This is a genomic window from Maribacter dokdonensis DSW-8, from assembly GCF_001447995.1.
Classification (GTDB): Bacteria; Bacteroidota; Bacteroidia; order Flavobacteriales; family Flavobacteriaceae; genus Maribacter; species Maribacter dokdonensis.
Map to the genome: position 1 here is coordinate 99,820 of NZ_LDPE01000001.1, position 25,510 is coordinate 125,329.

General features: G+C 34.6%; 19 protein-coding genes and 1 tRNA gene. 6 read left to right on the plus strand and 14 right to left on the minus strand.

Annotation, left to right across the window (positions count from 1 at the left end; genetic code table 11):
- Positions 1–69: 69 nt before the first annotated feature.
- From I600_RS00435 to I600_RS00445, 3 genes are read right to left on the minus strand one after another with little or no spacing between them, the layout of a single operon-like run.
- A complete protein-coding gene (locus I600_RS00435; RefSeq protein ID WP_058102552.1) occupies positions 70–1,380 on the minus strand; it encodes a cryptochrome/photolyase family protein in 1,311 nt (436 codons plus the stop codon).
- The gene (locus I600_RS00440; RefSeq protein ID WP_058102553.1) at positions 1,381–2,070 is read right to left on the minus strand and encodes an SDR family NAD(P)-dependent oxidoreductase; all 690 of its coding nucleotides are present in this window, start codon (positions 2,068–2,070) and stop codon (positions 1,381–1,383) included. It abuts the gene before it with no gap.
- Positions 2,071–2,568 carry an SRPBCC family protein gene (locus I600_RS00445; RefSeq protein WP_058102554.1) on the minus strand — a complete coding sequence of 166 codons (498 nt, stop codon included), beginning with the start codon at positions 2,566–2,568 and terminating at the stop codon, positions 2,071–2,073.
- A 170-nt stretch (positions 2,569–2,738) separates the two neighbouring features.
- Between I600_RS00445 and I600_RS00450 the strand changes: the two genes are divergently transcribed.
- Together I600_RS00450 and I600_RS00455 are read left to right on the plus strand one after the other, a co-directional pair.
- A complete protein-coding gene (locus tag I600_RS00450) occupies positions 2,739–3,947 on the plus strand; it encodes a hypothetical protein (protein WP_058102555.1) in 1,209 nt (402 codons plus the stop codon).
- 91 nt (positions 3,948–4,038) lie between these two features.
- A complete protein-coding gene (locus I600_RS00455; protein ID WP_058102556.1) occupies positions 4,039–4,884 on the plus strand; it encodes a DUF2911 domain-containing protein in 846 nt (281 codons plus the stop codon).
- Between the two features lie 71 nt (positions 4,885–4,955).
- Here I600_RS00455 and galK read toward each other — a convergent pair whose 3' ends face one another.
- From galK to I600_RS00495, 8 genes are all read right to left on the minus strand, one after another.
- Positions 4,956–6,113: a galactokinase gene (galK, locus tag I600_RS00460; RefSeq protein ID WP_058102557.1), complete on the minus strand. Its 1,158-nt coding sequence runs from the start codon at positions 6,111–6,113 to the stop codon at positions 4,956–4,958.
- Between the two features lie 18 nt (positions 6,114–6,131).
- On the minus strand, positions 6,132–7,862 hold the full coding sequence (locus I600_RS00465; protein ID WP_058102558.1) for a sodium:solute symporter: 1,731 nt from the start codon (positions 7,860–7,862) through the stop codon (positions 6,132–6,134).
- A 111-nt stretch (positions 7,863–7,973) separates the two neighbouring features.
- On the minus strand, positions 7,974–10,505 hold the full coding sequence (locus tag I600_RS00470; protein ID WP_058102559.1) for a PIG-L family deacetylase: 2,532 nt from the start codon (positions 10,503–10,505) through the stop codon (positions 7,974–7,976).
- 80 nt (positions 10,506–10,585) lie between these two features.
- Positions 10,586–11,164, minus strand: a complete 579-nt coding sequence (locus I600_RS00475; RefSeq protein ID WP_058102560.1) for a mechanosensitive ion channel domain-containing protein — start codon at positions 11,162–11,164, stop codon at positions 10,586–10,588.
- Between the two features lie 3 nt (positions 11,165–11,167).
- Entirely contained in the window at positions 11,168–12,124 is a 957-nt protein-coding gene (locus I600_RS00480) for a hypothetical protein (protein ID WP_058102561.1), read from the minus strand.
- A gap of 12 nt (positions 12,125–12,136) precedes the next feature.
- Positions 12,137–12,724 (minus strand): Maf family nucleotide pyrophosphatase, encoded by a 588-nt coding sequence (locus I600_RS00485; protein WP_058102562.1) that lies wholly within the window; start codon positions 12,722–12,724, stop codon positions 12,137–12,139.
- Positions 12,725–12,727: 3 nt separating this feature from the next.
- A complete protein-coding gene (locus tag I600_RS00490) occupies positions 12,728–13,255 on the minus strand; it encodes a KdsC family phosphatase (RefSeq protein WP_058102563.1) in 528 nt (175 codons plus the stop codon).
- Positions 13,239–14,003 (minus strand): Rossmann-like and DUF2520 domain-containing protein, encoded by a 765-nt coding sequence (locus I600_RS00495; protein ID WP_058102564.1) that lies wholly within the window; start codon positions 14,001–14,003, stop codon positions 13,239–13,241. The genes I600_RS00490 and I600_RS00495 overlap by 17 nt, the downstream gene beginning before the upstream one ends.
- Positions 14,004–14,141: 138 nt before the next feature.
- Between I600_RS00495 and ccsA the strand changes: the two genes are divergently transcribed.
- The gene (ccsA, locus tag I600_RS00500; protein ID WP_058102565.1) at positions 14,142–17,321 is read left to right on the plus strand and encodes a cytochrome c biogenesis protein; all 3,180 of its coding nucleotides are present in this window, start codon (positions 14,142–14,144) and stop codon (positions 17,319–17,321) included.
- Between the two features lie 77 nt (positions 17,322–17,398).
- On the opposite strand, the gene I600_RS00505 is transcribed toward ccsA, so the two are convergent.
- Entirely contained in the window at positions 17,399–18,670 is a 1,272-nt protein-coding gene (locus tag I600_RS00505) for a M14 family metallopeptidase (protein WP_058102566.1), read from the minus strand.
- Positions 18,671–18,971: 301 nt separating this feature from the next.
- Here I600_RS00505 and I600_RS00510 point away from each other — a divergent pair, with 301 nt between their 5' ends.
- Entirely contained in the window at positions 18,972–20,123 is a 1,152-nt protein-coding gene (locus I600_RS00510; RefSeq protein WP_058102567.1) for a trans-sulfuration enzyme family protein, read from the plus strand.
- Between the two features lie 34 nt (positions 20,124–20,157).
- Positions 20,158–20,874 (plus strand): bacillithiol biosynthesis deacetylase BshB1, encoded by a 717-nt coding sequence (gene bshB1 / locus I600_RS00515; protein WP_058102568.1) that lies wholly within the window; start codon positions 20,158–20,160, stop codon positions 20,872–20,874.
- On the opposite strand, the gene I600_RS00520 is transcribed toward bshB1, so the two are convergent.
- Together I600_RS00520 and I600_RS00525 are read right to left on the minus strand one after the other, a co-directional pair.
- Positions 20,871–22,973, minus strand: a complete 2,103-nt coding sequence (locus I600_RS00520) for a tetratricopeptide repeat-containing sensor histidine kinase (protein WP_082642860.1) — start codon at positions 22,971–22,973, stop codon at positions 20,871–20,873. The two genes, bshB1 and I600_RS00520, sit on opposite strands and share 4 nt — an antisense overlap.
- A gap of 208 nt (positions 22,974–23,181) precedes the next feature.
- Positions 23,182–25,230, minus strand: a complete 2,049-nt coding sequence (locus I600_RS00525) for a tetratricopeptide repeat-containing sensor histidine kinase (protein ID WP_058102569.1) — start codon at positions 25,228–25,230, stop codon at positions 23,182–23,184.
- A 146-nt stretch (positions 25,231–25,376) separates the two neighbouring features.
- Here I600_RS00525 and I600_RS00530 point away from each other — a divergent pair.
- A tRNA-His gene (locus tag I600_RS00530) sits at positions 25,377–25,452 on the plus strand.
- The last annotated feature ends 58 nt before the right edge of the window (positions 25,453–25,510 follow it).

The following is a 25,510-nucleotide window of genomic DNA, read 5'->3' on the forward strand; positions in this document are numbered from 1 at the left end:
AATATACTCAACTTTAACCTAATTTCTTCTGATGATTTTTTGTATTCTGAATAATTATGAAAATCGTAATTAAGATACTGCTTCTTTGTAAGTTTCTAAGCAGCGTTCCCTTGCCATTTTGTGATCTACCATTTTTTCTGGATAATCTTCGGTACCATATTCAGGAATCCATTCCTTTATGTATTTTTTGTCCTTATCAAATTTATCTACCTGTGTCATGGGGTTAAAGATTCTAAAGTAAGGTGCCGCATCTACACCACTGCCCGCTGCCCACTGCCAATTACCAATGTTAGAGCTCATCTCATAGTCTAATAATTTTTCCGCAAAATAGGCTTCTCCCCAACGCCAATCGATCAATAAATGCTTACATAGAAAACTAGCAACTAACATTCTTACCCTATTGTGCATGTAACCTGTTTCATTTAACTGCCTCATGCCGGCATCGACCAATAAATATCCTGTCTTGCCTTTTTTCCATTTGTCGAATTCTTTTTCATTATTGCGCCATTCTATTCGGTCATACTTGGCTCTAAAAGCATTGGTGACCGTTTTAGGATAATGGTATAAAATGGACATGAAAAATTCTCGCCAAATTAACTCGCTCCAAAATACTTTGTTTTGTTCGGCTATTGCCTTTTTCATCATTTTACGTACAGATACGGTACCAAAACGTAAATGAGGTCCTAATCTAGATGTTCCTTTATCCTTTGCGGGAAAATTACGAGTGTCTTCGTAATTGTCTATTAGGGTAGGAGTTACATTATAATCTGGGACTTCAATTTTAGATTTTTCAAAACCGATATCGCTTAATGATAAATTTGGTAATCTAGTGTTCTTTATCAAATTTGATAAATATTGGCTGGTGTAATGAATGTCTAAATCTGTATTGGCATTAAACTGTTCTTGCCACTTATTTTTATATGGTGTGTAAACAACGTAAGGGTCACCATCACTTTTTACAATTTCAGATTTTTCAAAAATCACCTGATCTTTGAAGGTCTTAAATTCAATTTCATTTTCCTTTAAGAAATCGGAGATTTTCTTATCTCTGTTCTTTGCGTAAGGTTCATAATCCCTATTGGTAAATACGGTTTTCACATTAAAATCTTCAATGATTGTTTTAAAGGTATCAATTGGAGAACCGTGATACATTGCAATAGAGCTTTCACATTCTTCTTGTAGCTGCTTACGCATGCGCTGTAGAGTGGTATGAATAAAGGATACCCGAGCATCGTTTTTTGGCAATTTGGATAGTATTTCTTTATCGAAAATGAAAATGGGCAATATTTGATGATTACTTTTCAAAGCTTCTAAAAGACCAACATTATCATCTAACCTTAAATCTCTTCTAAACCAAAACAGTGATACTTCTTGTGACATTTAGTGTATGTTTAATGTTGAGAGTCCGCCATCAACTCCAATTATTTGTCCGGTCATCCAGGCGCTTTTATCACTTAATAAAAATATTGCGGTTTCTGCAATATCCTCTGCATTACCAATTCTGTTTAAAGGGTGGCGCTCGTTCATTAATGCTCTTTTCTTATCATTGTTCAATAGTCTTTTTGCCAAAGGTGTATCTACTAATGATGGGGCAATAACATTCACTCTTATTTTTGGCGCATATTCTGCAGCCAAGGACTTAGCAAATCCCTCAATTGCTCCTTTAGATGCTGCAACACTTGAATGATATGGCATTCCTGTGCCAACAGCAATAGTACTGAAAAAAACGATACTAGATTGTTCGTTCATTCTAGAGATAATGTGTTTCATAACTTTTACTAAGGCAAAGAAATTGAGTTCCATATCATCTTTTATCGTCTCTAAAGACATCATTTTAAACGGCTTTAAATTGATGCTACCTGGGCAATACACAAAGCCATCTAATTTTTTAGGTAAAATATCAACATCAAGTTCATCTACCGTAACATCAAAAGGAATATGAGTAATATTTTTGTGATGTAGGTTTTCATTTGTTCTTGATGCCACAAATAAATGGTGTGTGTCCTTTAACGTTGTAATTATAGACTGCCCAATGCCGTATGAACCGCCTATCAAAAGTATATTTTTCATTTAAAAAGATTTAAATTCAAGTTGTGTTGAAATATCTGCTATGGAACCGAATAGTTCTTGTAATTTTTGCTCTCGAAAAGTGAATATCTCTTGCAGTTGTTTTTTTACTAAAATAGGATGAGCGATCTGACCTAATATCCCTAATGGTAGTTTATAGTCAATGATATCTTCCATTTCTACACCGTTATCAATTTCTTTTATAAAGTGTTTATGATGCCAAAGTGCATAGGGTCCAAACCTTTGTTCATCAACAAAATAGCTTCCCTGCGCCACATGTGTAATCTCTGTCACCCATTTTGTGGTAAACCCGGGAAATGGAGAAACTTTATATTGAATTATCTGACCGGGAAACATTTCCCTGTCTGCCCCGGTAAGTATATTGAAACCCATATGCTTTGGGGTAATAACTTTTAAGTTTGCAGGGTCTGATAAAAATTGCCAAGCTTCGTGCCTTGAAATAGGTAAAGCCTGTTTAGAATGTAGCTGATATAATTTCATATTCTATATTGAAAATAAAACAAATATTATTTTGTTTAAATAATTGTAAAAATAGTTAAACAATTTAATAATAACATTTTTATCGGTTCAAAAATTAACTTTATCGATTAAAATAAATTTAGGTTGCTTTAAAACAGCAGATTATCATTATTCTATCTTATTTTGCATCAATGAAAATCTTAAATCTTCTATTGTTTGTCACTTTCACTATCATTTGCAGCGCTATTGGTAATGCACAGCAAAATGTTCAAACCGTGGGTGAACTGCCAAGTGATGTTTTTGAAACTTCTGGTCTTATTTATTACAACGGAAATCTAATTACCCATAATGATTCTGGTAATGAACCAATTTTGTATGAATTGGATACCTTGTCTTTAACCATTCAAAGAAGAGTAACCGTCAATAACGTAACCAATATTGATTGGGAAGCAATTTCTCAAGATGAGGATTATATCTATATAGGTGATTTTGGTAACAATGTTGGTACAAGAACAGATTTGGCAGTGTATAGAATTTCCAAAGATGAATATACTAGCTCAAATACTGTTACGGCCGAGATAATTAATTTCTCTTATGAGAACCAACAAAACTTTGAAAATAATGGCAACAGTGATTGGGATGCAGAAGCGTTTATAGTGCTTGAAGATAATATACTAGTTTTTACAAAGCAGTGGCAAAGTTTAGGGTCAGAGGCTTATCAATTTTCCAAATTACCTGGAAATCATGTAGCTATTAGCGTGGGAGCCATTGAGAATATTGGTTTGGTAACCGATGCTACCCATGATATTGAAGCTAATAGGTTGGTATTGATTGGTTATTCATCAATATTAAGCCCTTTTGTTGGTGTGGTAGAAGATTTAAAAATTGACATGCCTTTTGAAGGATTTACCCAGGAATCTCTTGGACTTAATTTTGTGCAGGCGGAAGGTATAACACAAACAACTTCTGGTAACTATTTTTTCTCTTCTGAATATTATTCTAGACAAACACCCACTATTGAATCTCCATCAAGGTTGTTCTCATTTCAAATACCATTAGTTAATTCTGAAGAACCTGAAGAACCGGAAACTCCCGATGAACCAGAGAAACCAAATGAGCTCGATAATCCAGATCTGCCAGATGACAATGACGAAGATGAAGAGGATGAAAGATTAATTATTTATAGGGATAATTCTTCTGATCATTATTACTATTCTATTTCTACCGATAAAAATGTTTACGGGAAAGTAATTTACGATGTTACCGGAAAAGAGGTTTGGCAGAATTCTGAAAATGTAGAAAAAAAGGGTATCATTATCCAGCATTTGGAATCTTCAATATATTACATGGCTATTTTTTTAGAAGACAGTGTTGTTTCTACTCCCTTTGCTGTTTATTAAACTATAGGGTATACTATTTAAGTATTTGTTAACATTTCTACCCTTTCTTTATAGCTAGTTTTGTGATTATAACTAATCACACAAAAAAATCATGAACAAAGTAGTACTTTTTTTATTGGCCATTGTTGCCTCTTTAACTGTTGAGGCTCAAATAAATACTCCTGCACCTAGTCCTGCAGCGAAATTAATTCAGACTGTTGGTTTAACAGAAGTGAGTATTGATTATTCAAGACCATCTATGAGAGGTAGAAAGGTATATGGTAATTTGGTGCCTTTTGACAAATTATGGCGTACAGGTGCAAATGCATACACCAAAGTTTCTTTTGATACCGATGTTACTATTGGAGGTAAAGAGGTTAAAGCTGGCACATATTCAATTTTTACAAAGCCAGGAGCTTCTAATTGGGAAGTTTATATTTATACTGATATTGTTGGTGGTGGAACACCTAGTAAATGGGAGGAGAGTAAAATTGCTGCACAATTAACAACACCTGTATATAATATTGAAATGCCGGTTGAAACTTTTACCATCACCGTTGATGATGTTACCAGTAACGGTGCTAGTATTGGAATAATCTGGGAGAATACCTATGTAGCCATACCTTTTACGGTTCCTACCGATGCTGCCGTTATGAGTAGTATTGATAAAGCCTTGAACGGACCAACTGCTGAGGATTACTATGCTGCCGCTGTTTACTATTCAAGCGAAGGAAAGGATGTTAAAAAAGCAAAAGAATGGATGGACAAAGCAATGTCCATGACAAAGAAACCTGCATTTTGGCAATTAAGACAACAGTCTTTAATTTTGGCAAAGGCAGGAGATAAGAAAGGGGCTATTGAAGCTGCAAAAAAATCTTTGGAGGGTGCAACCGCAGCCGGAAACAATGATTACATTAAAATGAACAATGATTCTATAAAAGAGTGGAGTTCTAAGTAATTACTACAATTTCTAAAATGTAAAAAGTCCGTGCTAAACACGGACTTTTTTTTATGGAAATTATTGTCGTTTTAGTCAAATACCTTAACACCATCATCTATGGCCAAATGGTAATATTCAGCATCTATACCTGTTTTGTTTTTATAAGAGCTAAGCAAAGCCTTAATACTTTCATCTAAAGATTTTGTTTCTATAAGGTTTATGGTACAGCCACCAAAACCGCCACCCATCATTCTAGAGCCAAGTACCCCATCTAGTTCCTCACCGATTTTTACCAAGTGGTCTAATTCGCTGGTAGTAATTTCATATTCGGTTGACATGGCCCAATGACCATCTTTTAAAACATTACCGACAGCAATGGCATCACCAGCAGTTAATTCTTGCATCATTTGCAATACACGTTCATTTTCTTCTATGATATACTTTGCCCGTTGAATATCAATTTCATTCGCCTTATTCTTTACTTTCACCAGATCATCCTTTCTTATATCCCTTAAAGATTTTACTTGGGGTCTATAGGCTTGAACTTGCTTAACAATGTTCTCACATGATACACGTCTTTTATTGTATTCAGAATCAACAGCTAAATTATGTTTGATGTTAGAGTTGATCAAGACCCAACTATAACCATCTAAATTAATTGGAATATACTTATGGCTTAGATCATTGCAATCTAAAAAAAATGCATTTCCTTTTTTACCGAAAAGCACGGCATATTGGTCCATAAGCCCGCAATTTAATCCAATCTTATGTTCTGCTTCTTGTGCGATTAGTGCAATATCTTCCCTTGAAATTTCTTTTTCAGATACTTGCGTAATGGCGTAAATAAATCCACAGCATAGTGCAGCAGAGGAGGACAGACCTGATCCAATTGGTATATCTCCGCCAAAAACACAATTCATTCCTTTAAAAGGGTAGTTTTTGGCTATTAAAATTTCAATGATTGCTTTAAAGTAGTTTCCCCAAAAAGATTCAAATACTTTGTGCTCACCATTTAATTGAAAAACTATTTTCTCCGGTTGGGTCAAAAACGATTCTATCTGAATATTGTTTTCTTCATTACGGGAAACCGCAAAATATATACCTTTTTCAATAGAGGCGGGTAGCACTAATCCTTGGTTGTAATCTGTATGCTCACCAATTAAATTGATGCGGCCAGGTGCCTTTATTAGAATGGGATTTTTTAGATAATTAGCTTCAAAATAGGACTTAACTTTATTATGTATCATTAAGCGGTTGTATTGTTCTTAAGTTAATGGCTTCTTTAACATTCGGTCAAAAGCTTCAAATATAAAAGATATTACTATGACCAATGCTGCACCACAGAAGTTTAGCCATAAATAACCTAATTTTTCTTGTCCGGACGGGTAAATATGAATTAGGTAATAATAAATAATACAGATAATAATTTGGGTTACCACAGCCGCAAAAAACACAGCGTTACCTTTAATGAACTTGAAGAAAAATGCAATTAGAAAAATTCCTAAAACATTCCCGTAAAAGATACTACCAATAATATTTACCAACTGTATGAGATTATCGAAAAGATTGGCAATACATGCAATCAAAATAGCGACAATACCCCAAATTAGAGTAAAAAATTTAGAAGCTTTGACGTAGTGGGCTTCGGTTAGTTGTGCCGAACTTCTATTTCTCTTATATAAATCTAAAGCCGTAATGGTCCCTAAAGCATTTAATTCCGATGCAGTGGACGACATTGCAGCAGACAATATTACAGCTAGCAATAACCCAACAAGGCCAGTGGGTAGGTTGTTAAGGATAAAGTGTATAAAAACATAATCTTTGTCATTGGTTTCTACAACATCATTAGCTTGACTTATAAGTGATTTTGCGGATATTCTATTAGTACTGTCTTTTTGGTTTATGCGAATAATCTGCTTTTTAGCTTCTTCAACGGCGGAATATTCTTTTATTTCCAATGCAGCGGAAAACTTGTTTTGGGCTATTCTTTTTTCTGCTTCTAAAGCTATTTGTCCTTCTTGCAGTAGTTTGTAGTCTTCAGCATATTCAGATTCCATAACCGCTTGTGTTGCAGAAGGGTTGAAATTTAAAGGAGACGGATTGTATTGATAGAAGACAAAAACCATTACACCTACCAATAAAATAAAGAATTGCATGGGTATTTTGAAAATGGCATTGAATACAAGACCTAACTGACTTTCTCTTATGGATTTACCTGAAAGATATCGTTGAACCTGACTTTGGTCCGTGCCAAAATAGGCTAGAAAAAGAAAGAGTCCACCTGTGATCCCGCTCCAAAAAGTATATCTACTAGAGGTATCCAGATCAAAATTCAAAATTTCAAGTTTGTTGCTGGCACCTGCAATTTTCATTGCTTTGCTAAATGTAATATCGGTAGGTAAGTAGCCCAAAATAAAAAAGAAAGTGATGAACATTCCGGTCATAATTATGAACATCTGCTGTTTTTGCGTAACACTAACGGCATTTGTGCCACCAGATACGGTGTAGATAATTACCAGTGTTCCAATAATAATGTTCAAGGTTCTTAGGTCCCAACCTAAAACAGCCGATAAAATAATTGAAGGTGCAAATATGGTAATACCTGCTGCTAAACCTCGTTGAATTAAGAATAAAACCGCTGCTAGTGACCTAGTCTTTAAATCGAACCGACCTTCTAAAAATTCATAGGCGGTATACACCTTCATCTTATGGTAAAGAGGCACAAAAACCATGCAAATGATAATCATGGCAAAGGGCAATCCAAAATAGAATTGCACAAACCCCATTCCGTCGTGAAATGCTTGACCTGGTGTTGAAAGAAATGTTATGGCACTTGCTTGCGTTGCCATAACGGATAAACCTATGGTCCACCATTTAGAGTCGTTTCCGCCACGTACGTAATCATTAACATTCTGGCTTCCTTTGGTTTTCCATACACCATATATTACGATGAATAGAAGTGTGCCGGCAAGAATTATCCAATCTAATCCTTCCATATTAATTGAATGAGGTCATTACGTAATAGAAAACAAGTACATAAATAAGGTTTAACACTAAAACAATAGTGTATTCTTTTTTCCAGGTGGTATTTTCATTTCGATCTTTACTCATCCTTTTATTTTCACTTTCGTTTCTACTTTATCTTTTCCTACGGATAGCATATTAGAAAATAATTTATAGGCACCTGGTACACCTACGGGTAATTCCCTAAAAAAACTAAGTCCAGTATAAATATAATACCCCTCTCCATACGATGAAATCAGTAGACTACCTTTTGAAGCTTCTTCGCCTTCATCGTGCATTTCAAGTATTGGTGTAAACTCTTCACTCCATTTATTGGGAAAATATAATCCTCTTTCTTGTACCCAACCGTTAAAATCGTTTTCATCAATCTTATTTGGAAAGTGAACCAAAGAATGATCTTTGGCTATAATGTTGACCTCAGAATTTTCATTGGTTACCCTATCTCTTGAAATTTCAATATCATACGGTGCAATATTTTCAAATTGTGCACCCCATCTACTTGCTGTGTTATACTGCACAATTACCGTACCACCGTTCTTGGCATAATCTAAAATAAACCGTTGTTTAAATTTAAGTTCATCTACAACATTGTAAGCTCTGATACCAAGTACTACAGCGTCATATTTATTTAAAGATTCTTTTGTAATGGTTGATGGGTCAATAAGTTGAACATTGTAGCCAATTTGTTCTAAACTTGTGGGTACTTCATCGCCTGCACCCATAATGTAACCAATATTTTCACCGGCTTTCTGTATGTTCAGGCGTACCACTTTTGCCTCGGAAGGTAGAAGAACCGTTTGGGTAGGGACATGATCGTATGCAATGGTGACCAATTCCTTTGTGATCTCTTTTCCGTTTACTTTAATGATAGGGGAGATACTACTTTCGTTTTCAGTAGACGGCGGACTTAAAGTGAAATACACCGTTTGTTCATCACCTTTTTTGGCAATGGTAAAGTGTTGTGTGTCAGTATCAAGTTTCCATCCTTTACCGTATTCCAATGCTATAGTTCCTGAAATGCTGTCTTGGTGTGCTTTTATGGTAACCGGAACTTTTTTACTTAACGCATCCGCAAATATCAATACTTTATCGGCAAAGCTTGCAGTGGCTTCCGGTACAATTTCAAAAGGTTGATAAATTTCACCTTTATCGGGTTTTGCGTATTTGTAAACAACAGGTCTTGTTATTGGTATTAAAGTGCCATTTATGTTCACTAGGAATTTTGCATTAAATGCTCTTGGCGTTTCTGGTTTGCCAATTAAATCGGTATTAGAAACCTTGTACGTGCCTAAAGTACCTTTCTCAATTAACCAATAAGGGCTGGTGTAATCTGTTGTAGAAGGTATTTTCAGGTCCACTTTTTTGGTAACAAGGTTATTATTCTTTAAACCTTCGTTATCAATAGCTACTTTTTGATCGTTTATAAAGACCGACTTTAATTTTATGTCAATATTACTTCTATTCAGTGCCTGCACATTAACTTCAACTTCTTGTCCAGGGTTGGTATAAGCGGTCTGGGTAAATGCCTCTAAATGCAATCCTGATATGGCGAAAATTATAGCGGTTAATTCTTCGCTTTTAAGTTCTTTCCAGTGTACATCAGATATTCCTTGTAATAAATTGTATGCTTTAAGTAATTCCGGAATATGAACAGTGGGGTCTTTGAAATTGAAATTCTCTTGTACCTTATAAAGGATATCACCTATTTGTTCACCACCATCAACTCTTTTCCAAGTGGTATCAATGCCATCGAATAAATTAGATTTATCTTCAGGTAAATCACCTTTCAATAATTCAATGTATTCATCTTCTGTACCCCTTGTACTTAATCTACCAAACCCTTGGCAAAGATGTTGGCTACTTGCCAACGAAGCTATTTCATTATTAGACTTGCCTAACATAGGGTAGTAGGTACCAACATCCATATGTAGTAAATTGGTTTTATCTGCAGCCTTAAATTTTTCTTGACTACCGTAGAACCACCATGAAGTATTAAAAAATAATCTTTTTGGCTGCCAAGTATCGGTCATTTTTAACTGCTCTGGGTATGCGTTTGCATCATTTGCCAGATCAAAAGCTTCAAAACTTAACATGGCAGATGATGTATGGTGTCCATGTGTGGTGCCAGGTGTTCTATGATCAAACCTATTGATAATTACATCTGGCTTAAACTTTCTAATGGTTCTAACGACATCACCTAGTATAGCTTCTTTGTTCCAGATTTCTAATGTTTCACCGGGTTGTTTTGAATAGCCAAAATCATTTGCCCTACTAAAAAACTGTTCTCCGCCATCTACTCTTCTGGCCGCAAGTAGTTCTTGCGTTCTCAATACTCCCAAAAGTTCACGTAGTTCTGGTCCAATAAGATTTTGACCGCCATCCCCTCTGGTCAATGACAAATATGCTGTTCTAGCTTTTACATTATTAGCTAAATAAGCTATTAAACGAGTGTTTTCATCATCGGGATGAGCAGCAATAAATAGGGCGGTGCCAAGAAAATTGAGTTTTTCAATAGCGTGGTAAATATCTGTTGCTGAACTGTTTTTAGGGGTTTGGGCTTTCAGGGTGCCGAGTACTAATAGGCTGCAGGTAACGAACCCTAACAAATATCGCATTTTCAGTTGGTTTTGGTAGTGATTTCAAATATAATAAGATTAGTACCTAAGCTTACGATTTTACGACTTCTTTAACAAAATCATATGATCTGCTCTTCCTCTTCTTCTATATTCAAAAACTCTCCCTGTTGATAGGTAGAAATAAGAATTACACCTTTTTGAAGTACCAAGTTATTGGGGTAAGTTAGTATCTCACCATTACTTCTTCTTAAATGTAAGTGAAAAGCCCTAATATCCTCTATTACAAATTTATCTAGATCAGCATTATCTGGGTCTAGAAGTTCTTTGTCTAAAATGCGAATGGTGTTACCAATTTTAAAGGGAAAGGAGAAGAAAATGATGACACCAGCGGTTATATTGCTCAGTATGGACCATTGCGCGAATAATGCAACACCAATTACTGCAAATACAGAAGATAGCATTACACCTAGATCTTGATAGTTTACGCTCCAAACAAAAGTAAGTGCTACTATTGCAATGATGGTCAATGCAATATTTATGAATTTAATGATCAGGTTGGTTCTTACAGGATTAAAATCACTGATTTTACTCACTTTTCTTACCGCAGTAGTAAAAAGGAATTTTAAAATTAAGATGACTAAAAGTACAATGAGACTATAAATTAGTTCATTGTAATGCTCATTAATAAATTCTTTCATATGCTATAACCCTAAACTATCGCGCAAAGATAAATCCTTATTCGATTTTTGTTGCCAATAGGGTGTTGTAATCCTGTTAATTCTTGTTGCTTTAGAAGTCAGTACTTTTTTGTTGTCACCAAATCCGTCATGAAAGGTGTCTGTCCAACTTTCTATTAGATATGGAAATTCGTTTTCAAAGTTGATTTTTAAAGTGCGCTCAAGTTCTGGATAGTTAATAGTATATGTATTGGTATTACCTTTTGTGTCTAAAGAGGTAATTGCATTATACGCTTTAAATTCTTTGTGGGTCAACCTTATAAATTCAAGAGAAGGAACTATAGAAACTTCACCAATTGGTAAATTTTTTGGGTCTATTCTTACTTTGTTCCAAATTTCATTTTCAAGAATGGCTTTTTCCATACTGTAATCTTGGTCGCCTTCAGATTCAAAATAAGAATGACTGGTAATTTCAAAATCTTCTCTATTGTTCAATTGCGCATAAACATGTCCGCACCATTCTTGCGATGAGAAAGATACTTTTATGGCGTGTTGGTTATCATGTACAGGATAGAAACTACTGGTCATAATAGAGTAGGGGTAAATTCCGGTAATATAATTTTTTGTGGAATTTAACTTAAGAACCGGAATGTTGGTTTTATGGCTATTATCAGCTTTAACTTGTTGTTCAGGTAGAAATGGTTCGGTTACATAGATCATTACTGCGCTACCTTCCCTGATCTCACCATATCTTGCCTGTTCTAGTTTATAAGATGTAATTTCAGCCGTACCATTATACCAGTATTTTTTAAATTCTTCGGATAACTGTTTTTTAGGTACTTCTACAACGGGTGTAGTTGTTGCCATGGCTAAAGTATCGCTATTCTTTTCCGATTTTTCTTTGCAGCTGGAAAAAATTAAAAGGACTCCGAAAATACTGTAAAAAAATGTGGTTGGTTTTAATTGCTTTATACTTTTCATGGTGATAGTTTTTTATGTTACCAATTTTGATAATGTGTCATAAACTAGTTGGGTGGGCAGGCCAACGACACTAGTGTATGAGCCTTTGATTTCCTCAATACCTATTAGCCCTATCCATTCTTGAATTCCGTATGCGCCTGCTTTATCATAAGGTTTATATTTTTCAATATAATGATGAATCTCTGATTTGGATAAATGCTTGAACTTGACTTCGGTAATCAAATGTTGTACAATTTGTCGTTCAACTGTGGTAAAACATACAGAAGAAATAACTTGATGCCAATCTCCGGAGAGCTTGCTTAGCATTTCTTTGGCTTCAGTATCATTTGCTGCTTTTGCCAAAGACTCATTCTTATGCCATACCACCGTATCAGACGTTATCAAAATATCTTCAGATTGAAGCTCATCTTTAAAAGCACTGGCTTTTAATTTAGCCAAATAATCCGAGATTTCTGCGCCCTGTAATTCTGATGGATACACTTCATCAATAGATTTTATCTGTACTTCAAAATCAAGCTCCATATCCTTGAAAAATTGATGTCTTCTTGGAGAGCCTGATGCTAATATTAAGCGATAATCTTTTAACTTTTGTTTCAGCATGATCTAATCGTTTGCTGCGCTAAAATGATTGGTCCAATCGCCACGTACTTTTAAAACTTGCTCAATAACATCTCTTACGCAACCATGTCCACCATTTTTGTGAGATATGTATTTGCTTACATTCTTTACTTCTGCTACGGCGTTTTGCGGGCAGGTGGGTAGTGCAACAGCTTTCATGGGGGGGATATCTGGTATGTCATCTCCCATATATAAAATATTTTCTGCTTCTATATGGTATATGTCCATATACTCATCTAAAGCATCCATTTTATAATGTGCTCCCATATAAATATCCGTAACTCCTAAACCTCTTAGTCTAGTACGTACCCCTTCATTGGTGCCGCCAGTAATAATACAAACATTATAACCTTTGCTCAAGGCAACTTTAAGAGCATACCCGTCTTTTACACTCATATTGCGTAATAATTCTCCATTGCTGGTAATCATCAGGCTGCCGTCCGTGAATACACCATCGACATCGAAAATAAATGTTGTTATATCTTTTAAATACTCTTTATAGCTCTTTTCCATGTTTTTCTTTAATTGCGTTGCTTAAAAGGGTGTACAATTCCCTTTGGTGTTTGTTTTTTAATAGTTGTAAATGGTTGTGTAATGTTTTTTGATCACCTCTTTTGGCAGGTCCTGTCTGTGCTTGTAAAGGAGATAAATCATTTAATTTAGTGGCAGTTTCTGTGATTAAAGGTTTTAGAAGGTTAAAATCAATTTGATGTTCTTCACAAATTTCAGCTCCTAAGGTATAGAGATAATTGGTGAAATTATTTACGAAAACGGCAGCAACGTGTAGTGTTTTTCGTTGTTCAGAATTTATTTCGACAACGGTATTGCTTAAAGTTTTGCCAAGACCGGTTAATAATTCCATATCGTTTTTAGTAGTTGCTTCTATGCAGATAGGTATAGAAGCAAATGAAACTATTTTGCCTTTTGTGAAGGTTTGTAAAGGATAAAATATGCCAGGTCTTTTTACCCCGTTCAAAACAGCAATGGAAGTGGCTCCAGAGGTATGGGCAACGAGTCCGTTTTTATCCTTGAAAAAGCCTGATACTGAACCAATAGCATCATCGGAAATTGCTAAAAGGTAAATATCCGCATTTGGTATATTGGTAAAGTCAGTATTCACCAATAGTTTATCTTTTACAAATTCTAAGTGTGTGTTGTTTCTACCTACTACTTGTTTAATATTAACACCATCGGTTTGTTGTAAGGCATAATAAAGATTTTGCGCTACATTACCGGTGCCAACTATTACTACGGATATCATGGCGCAAAAGTACAAAGTTTATAGATCTATTGTTGTATTAAAATTAACAGTTTCAAAGACGTTATAAAGTGGTAAAAGTCATTCGTAAATGGTGAAAAGGCCTTATTTTTGCAACTTGAAAATCAACTCCTATCTTCCATGACGGAAATGTTCAAGAAAATATTCTTCTCTACGCGTTTAATGTCCATTTTGTTTATTGTTTTTGCCACGGCTATGGCATTCGGTACTTTTATTGAAAGCTGGTATAGTACAGAAACTGCTAGAATTTGGATTTATAATACCTGGTGGTTTGAGCTTATAATGGTGTTCTTCGTTATCAATTTTATTGGTAATATTTCTAGATACCGTTTATTAAGATGGGAAAAGTGGCCAGTACTAATTTTGCACCTGTCATGGGTCTTGATCATTGTTGGTGCCTTTGTAACGCGTTACATTAGTTTTGAGGGCATGATGCCTATAAGAGAGGGGAATACAGAGAATGTGTTCTACTCAGATAAAACATACTTAACCGTTTATGTTGACGGTGAAATTGATGGTGAACCTCGAAGAAAAATTTTAGAGGACGATTTGATCGTTACTCCCGAAGCAATAAAATCTAACTTACCATGGAGTGCCGATTTCAATGGTGAAGATTTTGAAATTTCCTATGTTGAATTTATAAAGGGAGCTAAACAAGGTTTGTTACCGGACCCAAAAGGAACTAAGTTTTTAAAAATTGTTGAAGCTGGCGATGGTGAAAGACATGATCATTTTTTAGAAGATGGTAAAGTCTCTAGTATTCATAACGTGTTATTTGCCCTGAATAATAAGACAGATGGGGCAATCAATATTATGACGACCGATTCATTATATCAAATTTATGCTCCTTTTGATGGTAATTTTATGCGAATGGCAGACCAATTTCAAGGGGTTTTGGTTAAAGACAGTGTACAACCTTTACAGTTAAGGTCATTGTATAATACGGCAGGTATGCAATTTGTAATACCTGATTCTATTACCCAAGGCTCATATGGTATTGTTGAAATTCCAGAAGATGAGAAAACAAAAATGGATCAAGATGCCATTGTTTTTGATGTATCGGCCAATGGAGAAACAAAACAAATAAAATTATTGGGTAGCAAAGGCCCATCTGATTTTAGTGAGAAGGTTAATGTAGGCGGACTCAATTTTTCCATTAGATATGGATCTAAGGTACATGAGTTGCCATTCGGTATTAAATTGAACGATTTTATCGCCGAAAAATATCCTGGTACAGAAAAAGGTTATGCCTCTTTTATGAGTAGGGTGACTATTGAAGATGAAAGACCTTTTGATTACGATATTTTTATGAACCATGTATTGGACCATGAAGGTTATCGTTTTTTTCAATCTGGTTTTGATCCTGATGAAAAGGGGACTACATTATCTGTAAATCATGACTTTTGGGGAACTTGGATCACCTACATTGGTTATTTTCTTTTGTATATAGGTTTAATGGGAATTATGTTCTTCGGGAAAACTCGTTTTCAAGATTTAGCAGATTCTTTAGATAAGCTTAAAATTAAAAAGAAAAAAATGTTTGGTGTTGTTACCCTTTTAATGGCATTCTCTTTTTCTTCTTTTGCCCAAGAACAACATACACCAGAAGAGGGTCACCAACAGGCGCCTAGCAAAATGCAGATCGATTCTTTGCTTGAAGCTAGTATGGTCAGTAAAGCTCATGCCGATAAGTTTGGTAAATTGGTAATACAAGATGAAGGTGGGCGTATGAAGCCTATCAATACATTTTCATCTGAACTTCTTCGTAAGCTTAGTTTAAAAGATTCTTACTTAGGATATACATCTGATCAAATTTTACTTTCAATGATGATGAATCCGGCGGTTTGGTACAATACTGAATTTATTGCCTTGGACAAAAAATCGCAAAACGATAGTATTAGAAAAATTATAGGTATTCCTTCTGGTCAGAAATACGTTAAAGCAACTGATTTCTTTGATAAAAAAGGACAGTACAAATTAGAACCTTTTTTAAGAGAAGCTACCGCTACCAACAATCCAAACAAATTTCAACAAGATTTTAAGGATGCCAATATCCGATTAAGTCTATTGAATCAGGCTTTAGGACAAGACATTGTTAAGATTTTTCCATTGTTGGACGATGAAAATAATAAATGGATTTCCGCTGTTGAATATAGGGGTGGGCAGTATGAGATTAGAGATTCTTTGTACGCGAATTTTGTAAAAAATGCAATGCCTTATTATTTAATGACACTAGGCAAAGCGCAACAAAGTGGAGACTATGCTTCTGCTGATAAATTATTGGCTGCATTTCATCAAAATCAGCTAAACCATGGTAGTGAGGTGTTGCCATCTCAACAGAAGATAGATACAGAGGTAATCTACAACAAGCTGAACATTTTTAATAGGTTGTACCAATATTATGCCTTAGTAGGTCTTTTAATGTTCTTTGTTCTAATATTTCAAATTTTCAAAGATCGTTCCATTTGGAGAGTGGCAATTTATTTTTTCAAAGGAACTATCATGTTGTTGTTCATTTGGCATACCGCTGGTCTAATATTACGTTGGTATATCTCTGGGCATGCACCTTGGAGTAACGCTTATGAAAGTATTCTATATGTAGCTTGGGCTACTATGGGAATTGGCTGGGCCTTGGGTCGTAAAAGTGACATGACTTTTGCGGCATCTGCATTTGTTACTTCAATGTTATTGTGGATAGCGCACCAAAGTTGGATCGATCCATCTATTGCCAACTTACAGCCAGTTTTGGACAGTTATTGGTTAATGATTCATGTTGCGGTAATTGTGGGTAGTTATGGTCCCTTGACCGTAGGTATGATATTAGGTCTGGTATCCTTGATTTTAATGATTTTGACTACCCAAAAGAATAAAGAACGTATGGCAATCAATATCAAAGAATTGACCATTATTAATGAACTTGCCTTAACCACAGGTCTTGTAATGCTTACCATAGGTAACTTTTTAGGTGGTCAATGGGCCAATGAAAGTTGGGGGCGTTATTGGGGTTGGGATCCAAAAGAAACTTGGGCATTGATTTCCATAATGATCTACGCCTTTGTAATACACACCAGATTAGTGCCGGGTCTTAGAGGTAAATGGACATTTAACTTTATGAGTGTTGTTGCCTTTGGTAGTATTATGATGACATATTTTGGTGTAAATTTTTACCTGGTAGGTCTACATAGTTATGCAAGTGGAGCACAGGTTATTACGCCAACATTTATATATTATTTGGTTGCTGGAGTTTTAGTACTGGGCGGAATTAGCTTTTGGAGATATAAAGTTAATTATAGTAAATAAAAATAAGTATAGTATATAGTATAAAAAGCCTCATGGAAATTTCCATGAGGCTTTTTGTTTTTAGTTACTCGTTAATTTTAATCTTTATTATCCAATAAATCCATTAATTCTTCGGCTGCTACCTTTCCTTTTTCCTTTAAAAAATCTCTAGGCGTATTATCGCCTAATTCAAAAACTATGGCCGGCATATGGTGGTTAACGTAAAAGTAATTTCTAGATACCATTGTTGGTTTTATTTCTGTTGATGGTTTTACATTGGTATGCTTCTGTGGTAGTCTATTGGTTATATTATTTATCCAGTCGAATACAATTTTGCCTTTATTACCGGTAATCGTAGAATCTATTGGATAGTAAATATCGTCCCAGGTGGAATGAAAATCTGCACCAAATACAAATTCATAACCCTCAGATTCCTTTTTTACAAGAAAGTCCCTTACGCTTTGTGTTTCGGGTTGATTGAAATCTTGCCAATCTCGGTTTAAATCAATTCCGCCCATGTTGTGTCTCCAATGGCCATTGTCTACCCCATCAGGATTCATTAACGGAACTACGAACAAGTCATAGTTATCTCTAAATTTTTGAGCCTTTGGCGAATCTCCGCTCAAAGTTTCAATAAATGATTTCATGGCAAGAAAACCGGTAACCTCTGGCGGATGTTGTCTAGAAATGACCATAACGGCTTTTTTGTGGTCTCCAGTACTCACTTCCATTAAATTCATTGCTCTTTGTTCTTTGCTTTTGCCAATTTCATAGGTTGAAATAAAGTCTTTGGTAGCTAATGAATCAATCCAATTTTTTACCCTAGTGGATCCGTAAAGTTCTTGTGCTGTAATATAAATAGGGGATTTATCTATATTTACTTTTATCTCTACCATTTCCGGTACTGCCTTTATACCAAATGAGCCAGAACCTTGGTTGATACTGGTAAAATTGGTGCTGTCCAATGGTGTAAAATGCAATCCATCTGTACTAATTTTAGGGTAGTATCTACTACGTGAATCTTGATAGGTCATTTTTATGGTTATGGTCTTTGGAGTGTTAGACCACACTTTAAATGCATACCACGGGCTCACATTAACAGGAGTATTCTCTGCAGTAATCAAAGTAGTGTAGTGATTGTTGCCATCAAAAGTAACCCCGTTTAATCTTCCGCTTTCAAAGTCGTTGCTAAAGAATACAGTTTCACTATCAAAGGTCCATACGCCTTTCCATTGCTTTTGTACTGGTTTAGATAGGGTAGATACCACAGCACTTTTACCTTGTCCTTGATATCCTTTGGCAATAGGTTCCTGATTTTTACAAGATAAAATCAACATACAGATCACTATGGTAATTATCGTTTTTTTCATAATTCTTTGGTATTCTTTAAGCCTAGTCTATTTATTTTGAAGACTAACCTACATTATTCATTATAAATCTATCAACAAAAAAGAAAAATGAACTCATGGAATATAGTTTAATTACAACTTTTCAATAATTCTTAATACTAGCATCCTTCTATTAAATTTTAATGAATATAAGTTGCTTGTGAATGATTGTAAAGGGCGAATAATGTTGCTTGGTTTTTTGTTTTATCTAATCAGGTAGGGTATGAGTTAAGGGTGTCATTACGTTCAATTTCCTTACCTTTATTTTTTATAATTTTTGCATATGAATTCGAAGATAAAAGGATTAAATACTATTTGTACCCATGTGGGTGAATTAGAAGATAAGCAGCACAAAGGCGCAGTTTCTCCACTATATATGAGTACTTCTTACGCCTATGAAGATGTTGATGTAAAACGCTATCCAAGATATTTTAATACACCCAACCAAGAAGGTCTTTGTAAAAAGATCGCAGCGTTAGAACATGCAGAATCTGCATTGATATTTGGTAGTGGAATGGCGGCTGTAAGCACCTCTCTATTAGCGTTTTTGGGTGCTGGTGATCATGTAGTGCTACAGCAGACGCTTTATGGGGGAACCTATAATTTAATCAATGAGGAGTTTTCTAAATACGGTATTGAATACTCTTTTACGTCAGGATGGAACGCCGATGCTTTTGAGGCAGAAATAAAGGCAAATACCAAAGTTATTTATATAGAAACGCCATCTAATCCTTTATTGACTATAACAGATTTAGAGGCAATAGCGGTCATGGCTAAAAAACATGGTTTAATAACCATGATTGATAATACTTTTGCTAGTCCGGTAAATCAAAACCCAATTGATTTTGGAATTGATATCGTAATTCATAGTGCAACCAAATATATGGGTGGGCATTCGGATATTTGTGCAGGGGCAGTAGCCTCAACAACAGAAAATATGGATCGCATTTTTCAATTGGCGAAGAATTTTGGAGGAAGTTTAAGTGATTATACGGTATGGTTGCTAGAAAGAAGTATGAAAACCATGGGCATACGCGTTAAAGCGCAAAATGGAAATGCTTTGGCAATGGCAATTTTTTTAGACGGATTGGAAGAGGTTGAAAAAGTATATTATCCTGGTTTACCAACACATATAGATCACGATATTGCCAAAAAACAAATGAAAGGATATGGTGGTATGTTATCATTTGAATTGAATGAAAAATTAGATTCTTCAAAGTTCCAAAAAGCTTTGAACCTTATAAAACCATCAATGAGTTTGGCAGGTGTAGAAAGCACTGTATTATCCCCAACACAAACATCACACGCCTTAATGAGTGCAGAAGTAAGGGCTGAACAAGGTATTTCTGACGGATTAATTCGATTTTCGTTAGGAATTGAGGAAATAGAAGACTTAAAGAACGATATTCAACAAGCATTGAATTCAATTAAATAAATTAATAATTAGTAGTACTAAGAAAGAATATAAAATGAAATTGGATATTTTGGTTTTTGGAGCACACCCTGATGATGCTGAACTTGGGGCAGGAGGTACCATTGCAAAAGAAATAGCACTTGGGAAAAAAGTAGGTATAGTAGATTTAACACGTGGTGAATTGGGCACAAGAGGTTCTGCTGAGATACGTGATAAGGAATCTGCCGCTGCTGCAAAAGTTTTAGGTGTAGCTGTGCGAGAAAATTTAAAGTTTAGAGATGGTTTTTTCGTTAATGATGAGGAGCATCAACTGGAAGTCATAAAAATGATACGTAAATACCAGCCTAATACCGTTTTATGCAATGCTATTGATGATAGACATATAGACCATGGTAAAGGAAGTAAGTTGGTCAGTGATGCCTGTTTTTTAAGTGGGTTGAGAAGAATAGAAACAACAGTTGGGAAGGAAAACCAAAAAGAATGGAGACCTAAACAAGTTTACCATTATATACAATGGAAAAATATTACACCAGATTTTGTGGTGGATATTAGTGGCTATATGGAAGAAAAAACCAATTCAATTCTGGCATATGCCTCTCAATTTCACGACCCTAATAGTAATGAGCCAGAAACGCCAATAAGTAGCAAAACTTTTATACAAAGCGTTAAGTATAGGGCAGAAGACTTAGGTAGATTGGTCGGTGTCGATTATGCAGAAGGATTTACAGTAGAAAGGTTGGTAGCTGTAGATTCTCTTGATAACTTGATTTAAGCAGACTCTTTATATTGTTTTTGCGGTTGTTGAACCCTTGGGATGGTAAAGTAAAAGCTTGAGCCTTTGCCCAAAGCACTGTGTACCCAAATTTTACCATTGTTTTTTTCAACCATTTCTTTACAAAGGGAAAGTCCAAGTCCGGTGCCTTTTTCATCATTTGTACCATAAGTGGTGTGGTTGGAATCTTTTTCGAACAATTTACTGATGATATCTTCGCTCATGCCCATACCATTATCCTTTACATAAATTTCACAGGTCTTGATTTTTTGAATGGCGCCTATTACAATTTGCCCGTTGTTAGGAGTAAACTTAAGGGCATTGCTCAGTAAGTTTCTTATAATAATGTCTATTTGGTTGGGATCGCACCAAATTTGACAATTGGGTTCAATTCTATTGACTATTGAAATAGATTTAGATTCGGCAATTTCGGATAACAAGGCTACATTTTCTTCTACTATGCTATCTAATTGTGTGGTAGCATGTTTGGTGACAGAACCGTTCATTTGCGTTTGACCCCACGAAAGTAAGTTGTTTAGGGTAAATGAAATAGTATCAATATCAACCTTTAGCTTGGGTACAAAATTCAAGAATTCTTCCTTGGTCATTTCCCCTTCTTTGAATAATTTCAAAAGACCTTGAAAAGCCCCAATTGGTCCTCTAAGGTCGTGACCAATTATAGAGAATAATTTGTTTTTTGTTTGGTTTAACTCATTTAAATAGGCTTGTTTCTCTTCTAAATCAGATTTTTTATTTCTTAACTCAAGATTTAATTTTTTCTGCTGTTGTTCATTTCTATGAATTATGAACATAATAATGGCAAAAATGATGAGAATAATAATGGCTACATATACAAATATCTTCTGCTTTGCCAATGCTTTTTCATTATCATCGATCAACTGTTGTTTTTGTTGATCATATTCCATTTTTGTTTTAAGCATATTCAATGCTTTTTCATTTCCGGTTTGCGTTAATGATTCGTAGGTTACCTGATAAATTTCATGATACCATAATGATTTTTCAAAATCTTTTTTCTTCTTATGTAATTGTGCTAATTTCTTAGCGCTGTTCTTAATTCCGGTTCTAAGCCCAATTTTTTTTGATAGATCAAATGCATTTAAGGCATAAGCCTCGGCAATGCTATCTTTACTTTGGTTCATGTAAGCCTCGGTCATACCAATTAAGAGGTCTATTTTGGCACGGTCATCCTCTATTTCTTTATGTAATAATTCGCTTTGTTTATACCAGTAAAGCGCCCAAGTATTCTTGTTCTTTTTTAAATAGATTTTGCCTTTAATTTCATAACAGAACGCAAGCCATTCTAAAATCTTTTCTTTTTCAAAAGTTGCAATACTTATGTTGATATTGTACATGGCATATTCAAGCTCATTCATATCTGCATAAGTAGATGCGATATTGCTTAAGGTCTCGGCCATAAAAACCGGGTTACCTACTTCTTCATGTATTGCTTTTGATTTTTGTAGAAAGACCATTGCTTGTTCATAATCTTTTTGTTCAAGATATAAATGCGCAATGTTGTCATTTACAATGGAAATGGAATTTTTATCATTGTTTTTTTCGGCTATTTCAATGGTTGCCAAGTACCATTTTAAAGCTTTTGAATAATCTCCTTTGTAACCATATTCTTTGGCCAAATCATTTAACGTTCTAATGATTAAAATAGAATTGTCATTATTTTTTTTGGCAAGCTGATAGGCTTTTTCAAAATACGTAATTGCTTGGTCTATTTTGCCTTTATCAGAATAGTAACCTCCAATGGCGTGAAGTGAGCTTATCTCACCATTTACATATTTGGATTTTTTGCTTAAGTCAAGACTTTGTTTACTTAAAATTAAAAGACTGTCAAGATTATGATAGCGATGTTCAATGGCAAGATTTATTAAATTATGAATATATAATGTATCTCTGGTATCGAAAACATTAGAATTTCTAAATTCCTTTATTTCTTGCAGTAGCGTATCTCTTTTAGTATTTTGAGCTAAGGCTTTAGGAGCTATAATGCAGGAAAATAAGAACACACCAAGCCAACCCTTTAGTAGGTTGTATTTTAAACTTGAGGTTATTCTGCTAAAATTCATAGTAATCCCTATAACTTGGTTTAAAATTAAGTTAGTAGGCTAGGGATATAGAATAAATGTTGTGAAATGCGCTTTATTGTGTGTTTTAACGTCTTAAACGTGTAGTTGGTCGATGATTTCTTAAATCAAGGATGAAATATTAACCCAAAATATGGTTTTGTTATTGCTGTTTTTGTAAACAAATTTTAATGAACTTAGAAGTTTCTTTCTATTTGATATCTATGGGAAGCTCAACAATAAACTGGCTGCCTTTGTTAGGTTCGCTTTTCACCATTATCTCTCCATTATTTTTAATAACCATAGCTTTTACAAGCCTTAGACCTAAGCCGGTACCTTTTTCTGAGTTTGTACCATAACTAGAGAAATTTTCAGAAGAACTAAAAAGCTTTTGAATATCGGTCTCTGTCATACCAACGCCTGTGTCAGACACTTCAATAACCAAGTTCTTATTTTTTATTTTAGTGGAAATCGTAATCATGCCATTATTTGGGGTAAACTTAATGGCATTGTTAATTAGGTTTCTGAAAATGATATTAAATTGTTGTAAATCGGCAAAGACACTATGGTTAGCAGCTACTTGATTATTAACAACTATGGATTTCTTTTTAATTTCATTTCTGTATAGTTGTAGGATTATATCTAGTTCTTCTTTAACTAATATACTTTTAATATTTACGGTGCTACCTTGCATTTGTGTTTTTCCCCAGTGTAAAAGGTTGTCCATGGTAAACTGCACTTGTTCAATATCTTCTTTTAACTGTGGAGCAAATTTCTCAAAGTATTCCTTTCCTTCCGGGTCTTCTAGGTAAAGACCCAATATTTCATTTAAGGATATGATCGGACTCCTTAAATCGTGTCCAACTATTGAGAATAACCGATCCTGATTGTGATTTATTTGTTTAAGCGCTTTTTGATTCTCATTTAATACTTCTGCCTGTTTGGCCAGTTTTTTATTTAATATTTTTTCTCGTCTATTGGCATTTAAAATAATGAATACTATAATAATTAACGTAAATAGAGCGGCTAATGACCATTTAATGTATTTGCGTTGTTGACTTAGTGCAAGCTCACTTTGGGCTTTGAGTTCTTCAGTTTCCTTTTCATAATTTAATCGTGCATTAAGCATAGTTAAATTTCGTGTATTCTTTTTCTTGAAATTATCATATGATAATTTTTCGGTCATCTCTAAATACTTCAAAGATTCAGCAACATCATTTTGCTGTTTTTTAATTTGATATAGAATACGATATGCTTGTTCTAAGCCGCTATCGTGATTAGATGCTTTATATAATGCTATACTTTCTAAGATGTTTTCTTCTGCCAAGGGTAGGTTGTCCTTGCTTAGATAGGTGCCAGCTTTGCCGTATATAATATCGGCTTTGCTTTTTACATCGTTAAAGTTTTTATGCAGCACCAATGCTTTTTTATAATAATCTAAAGCGATGTCAAAGTTATTTTTTGCTTGATTATAATACCCTAGTGTATATTGTGTCCAAGCCAGCCATGTTTTATTGGTTTGACTTTCAAATAACTTTAAACATTTATCTAGGTGAATTTTTGCTTCATCTAAATTGTTTAGTTTAATATTTAAATATGCTAGATTACTTAATAGCATTACATCTTTAGTAGGATCCTTTAAATTATGGGTCACTTCTAATGCCTTGTCGTAATATGCCAAAGCTTCGTTATAATTTTCCAACTTGCTAAAAATTGTGCCTAAATTCATGTTCATTCTAAACAGAAAAAACAAATCGTTTTGTTTTTCTGCAATTGAAAGTGCATGTAAAAAATTAGCATATGTGGCAGGGTAATCTTGCTTGAAAAAATTAGCCTGTCCTTGTACATTGTAAACCTTCATTTCAGTTTTTGGGTAAGTCGACAATAAGGGACTTTCAATGACCTGTAATGTATATTCTATTGATTTATTGGTATCCCCAGTATAAAGAAATAAAGTAGCTAAATTGGTCAAAGCTTCGAGCTCTCCTTGTTTGTAGTTGTTCTTTAAACTTAGTTCAAGTGCTTTTTCAGAATAAACAAGCATGGAGTCTTGCTCAATTAACCTTGAATAATAGGATAAGTAATTTAGGTTATCAATATATGCGGTATTGTCTTCAGTAAAGTCTGGACTTTCTGTTAATTTAGAAATTTTTGATTTATAAAATTGAACACTATCAATTTGAGAAAAAGAGGTAGAATAACTTAGGCATATTAATGCAATGAGTAAAAAATTATATTTATAATTTGATTTAGAACGCATTAGGGGCTAAGTAGGTTGTTTTATTTAAAACTTCAAGTTATAAATAAATTAATTAAACGTTTATTAAAATTATTTATTTCTTCAAATTTCAATTTATTATTTGTTAGAACTAAAGAAAAAAATTATCTTTGCACTCGCTTACAAATGGTGGTTGTAGCTCAGCTGGTTAGAGCATCGGTTTGTGGTACCGAGGGTCGCCGGTTCGAACCCGGTCTTCCACCCTAAAGCAGATAGAAAGTCTTGGATTTATTCCAAGACTTTTTTGTTTTAAAGGTGTTGA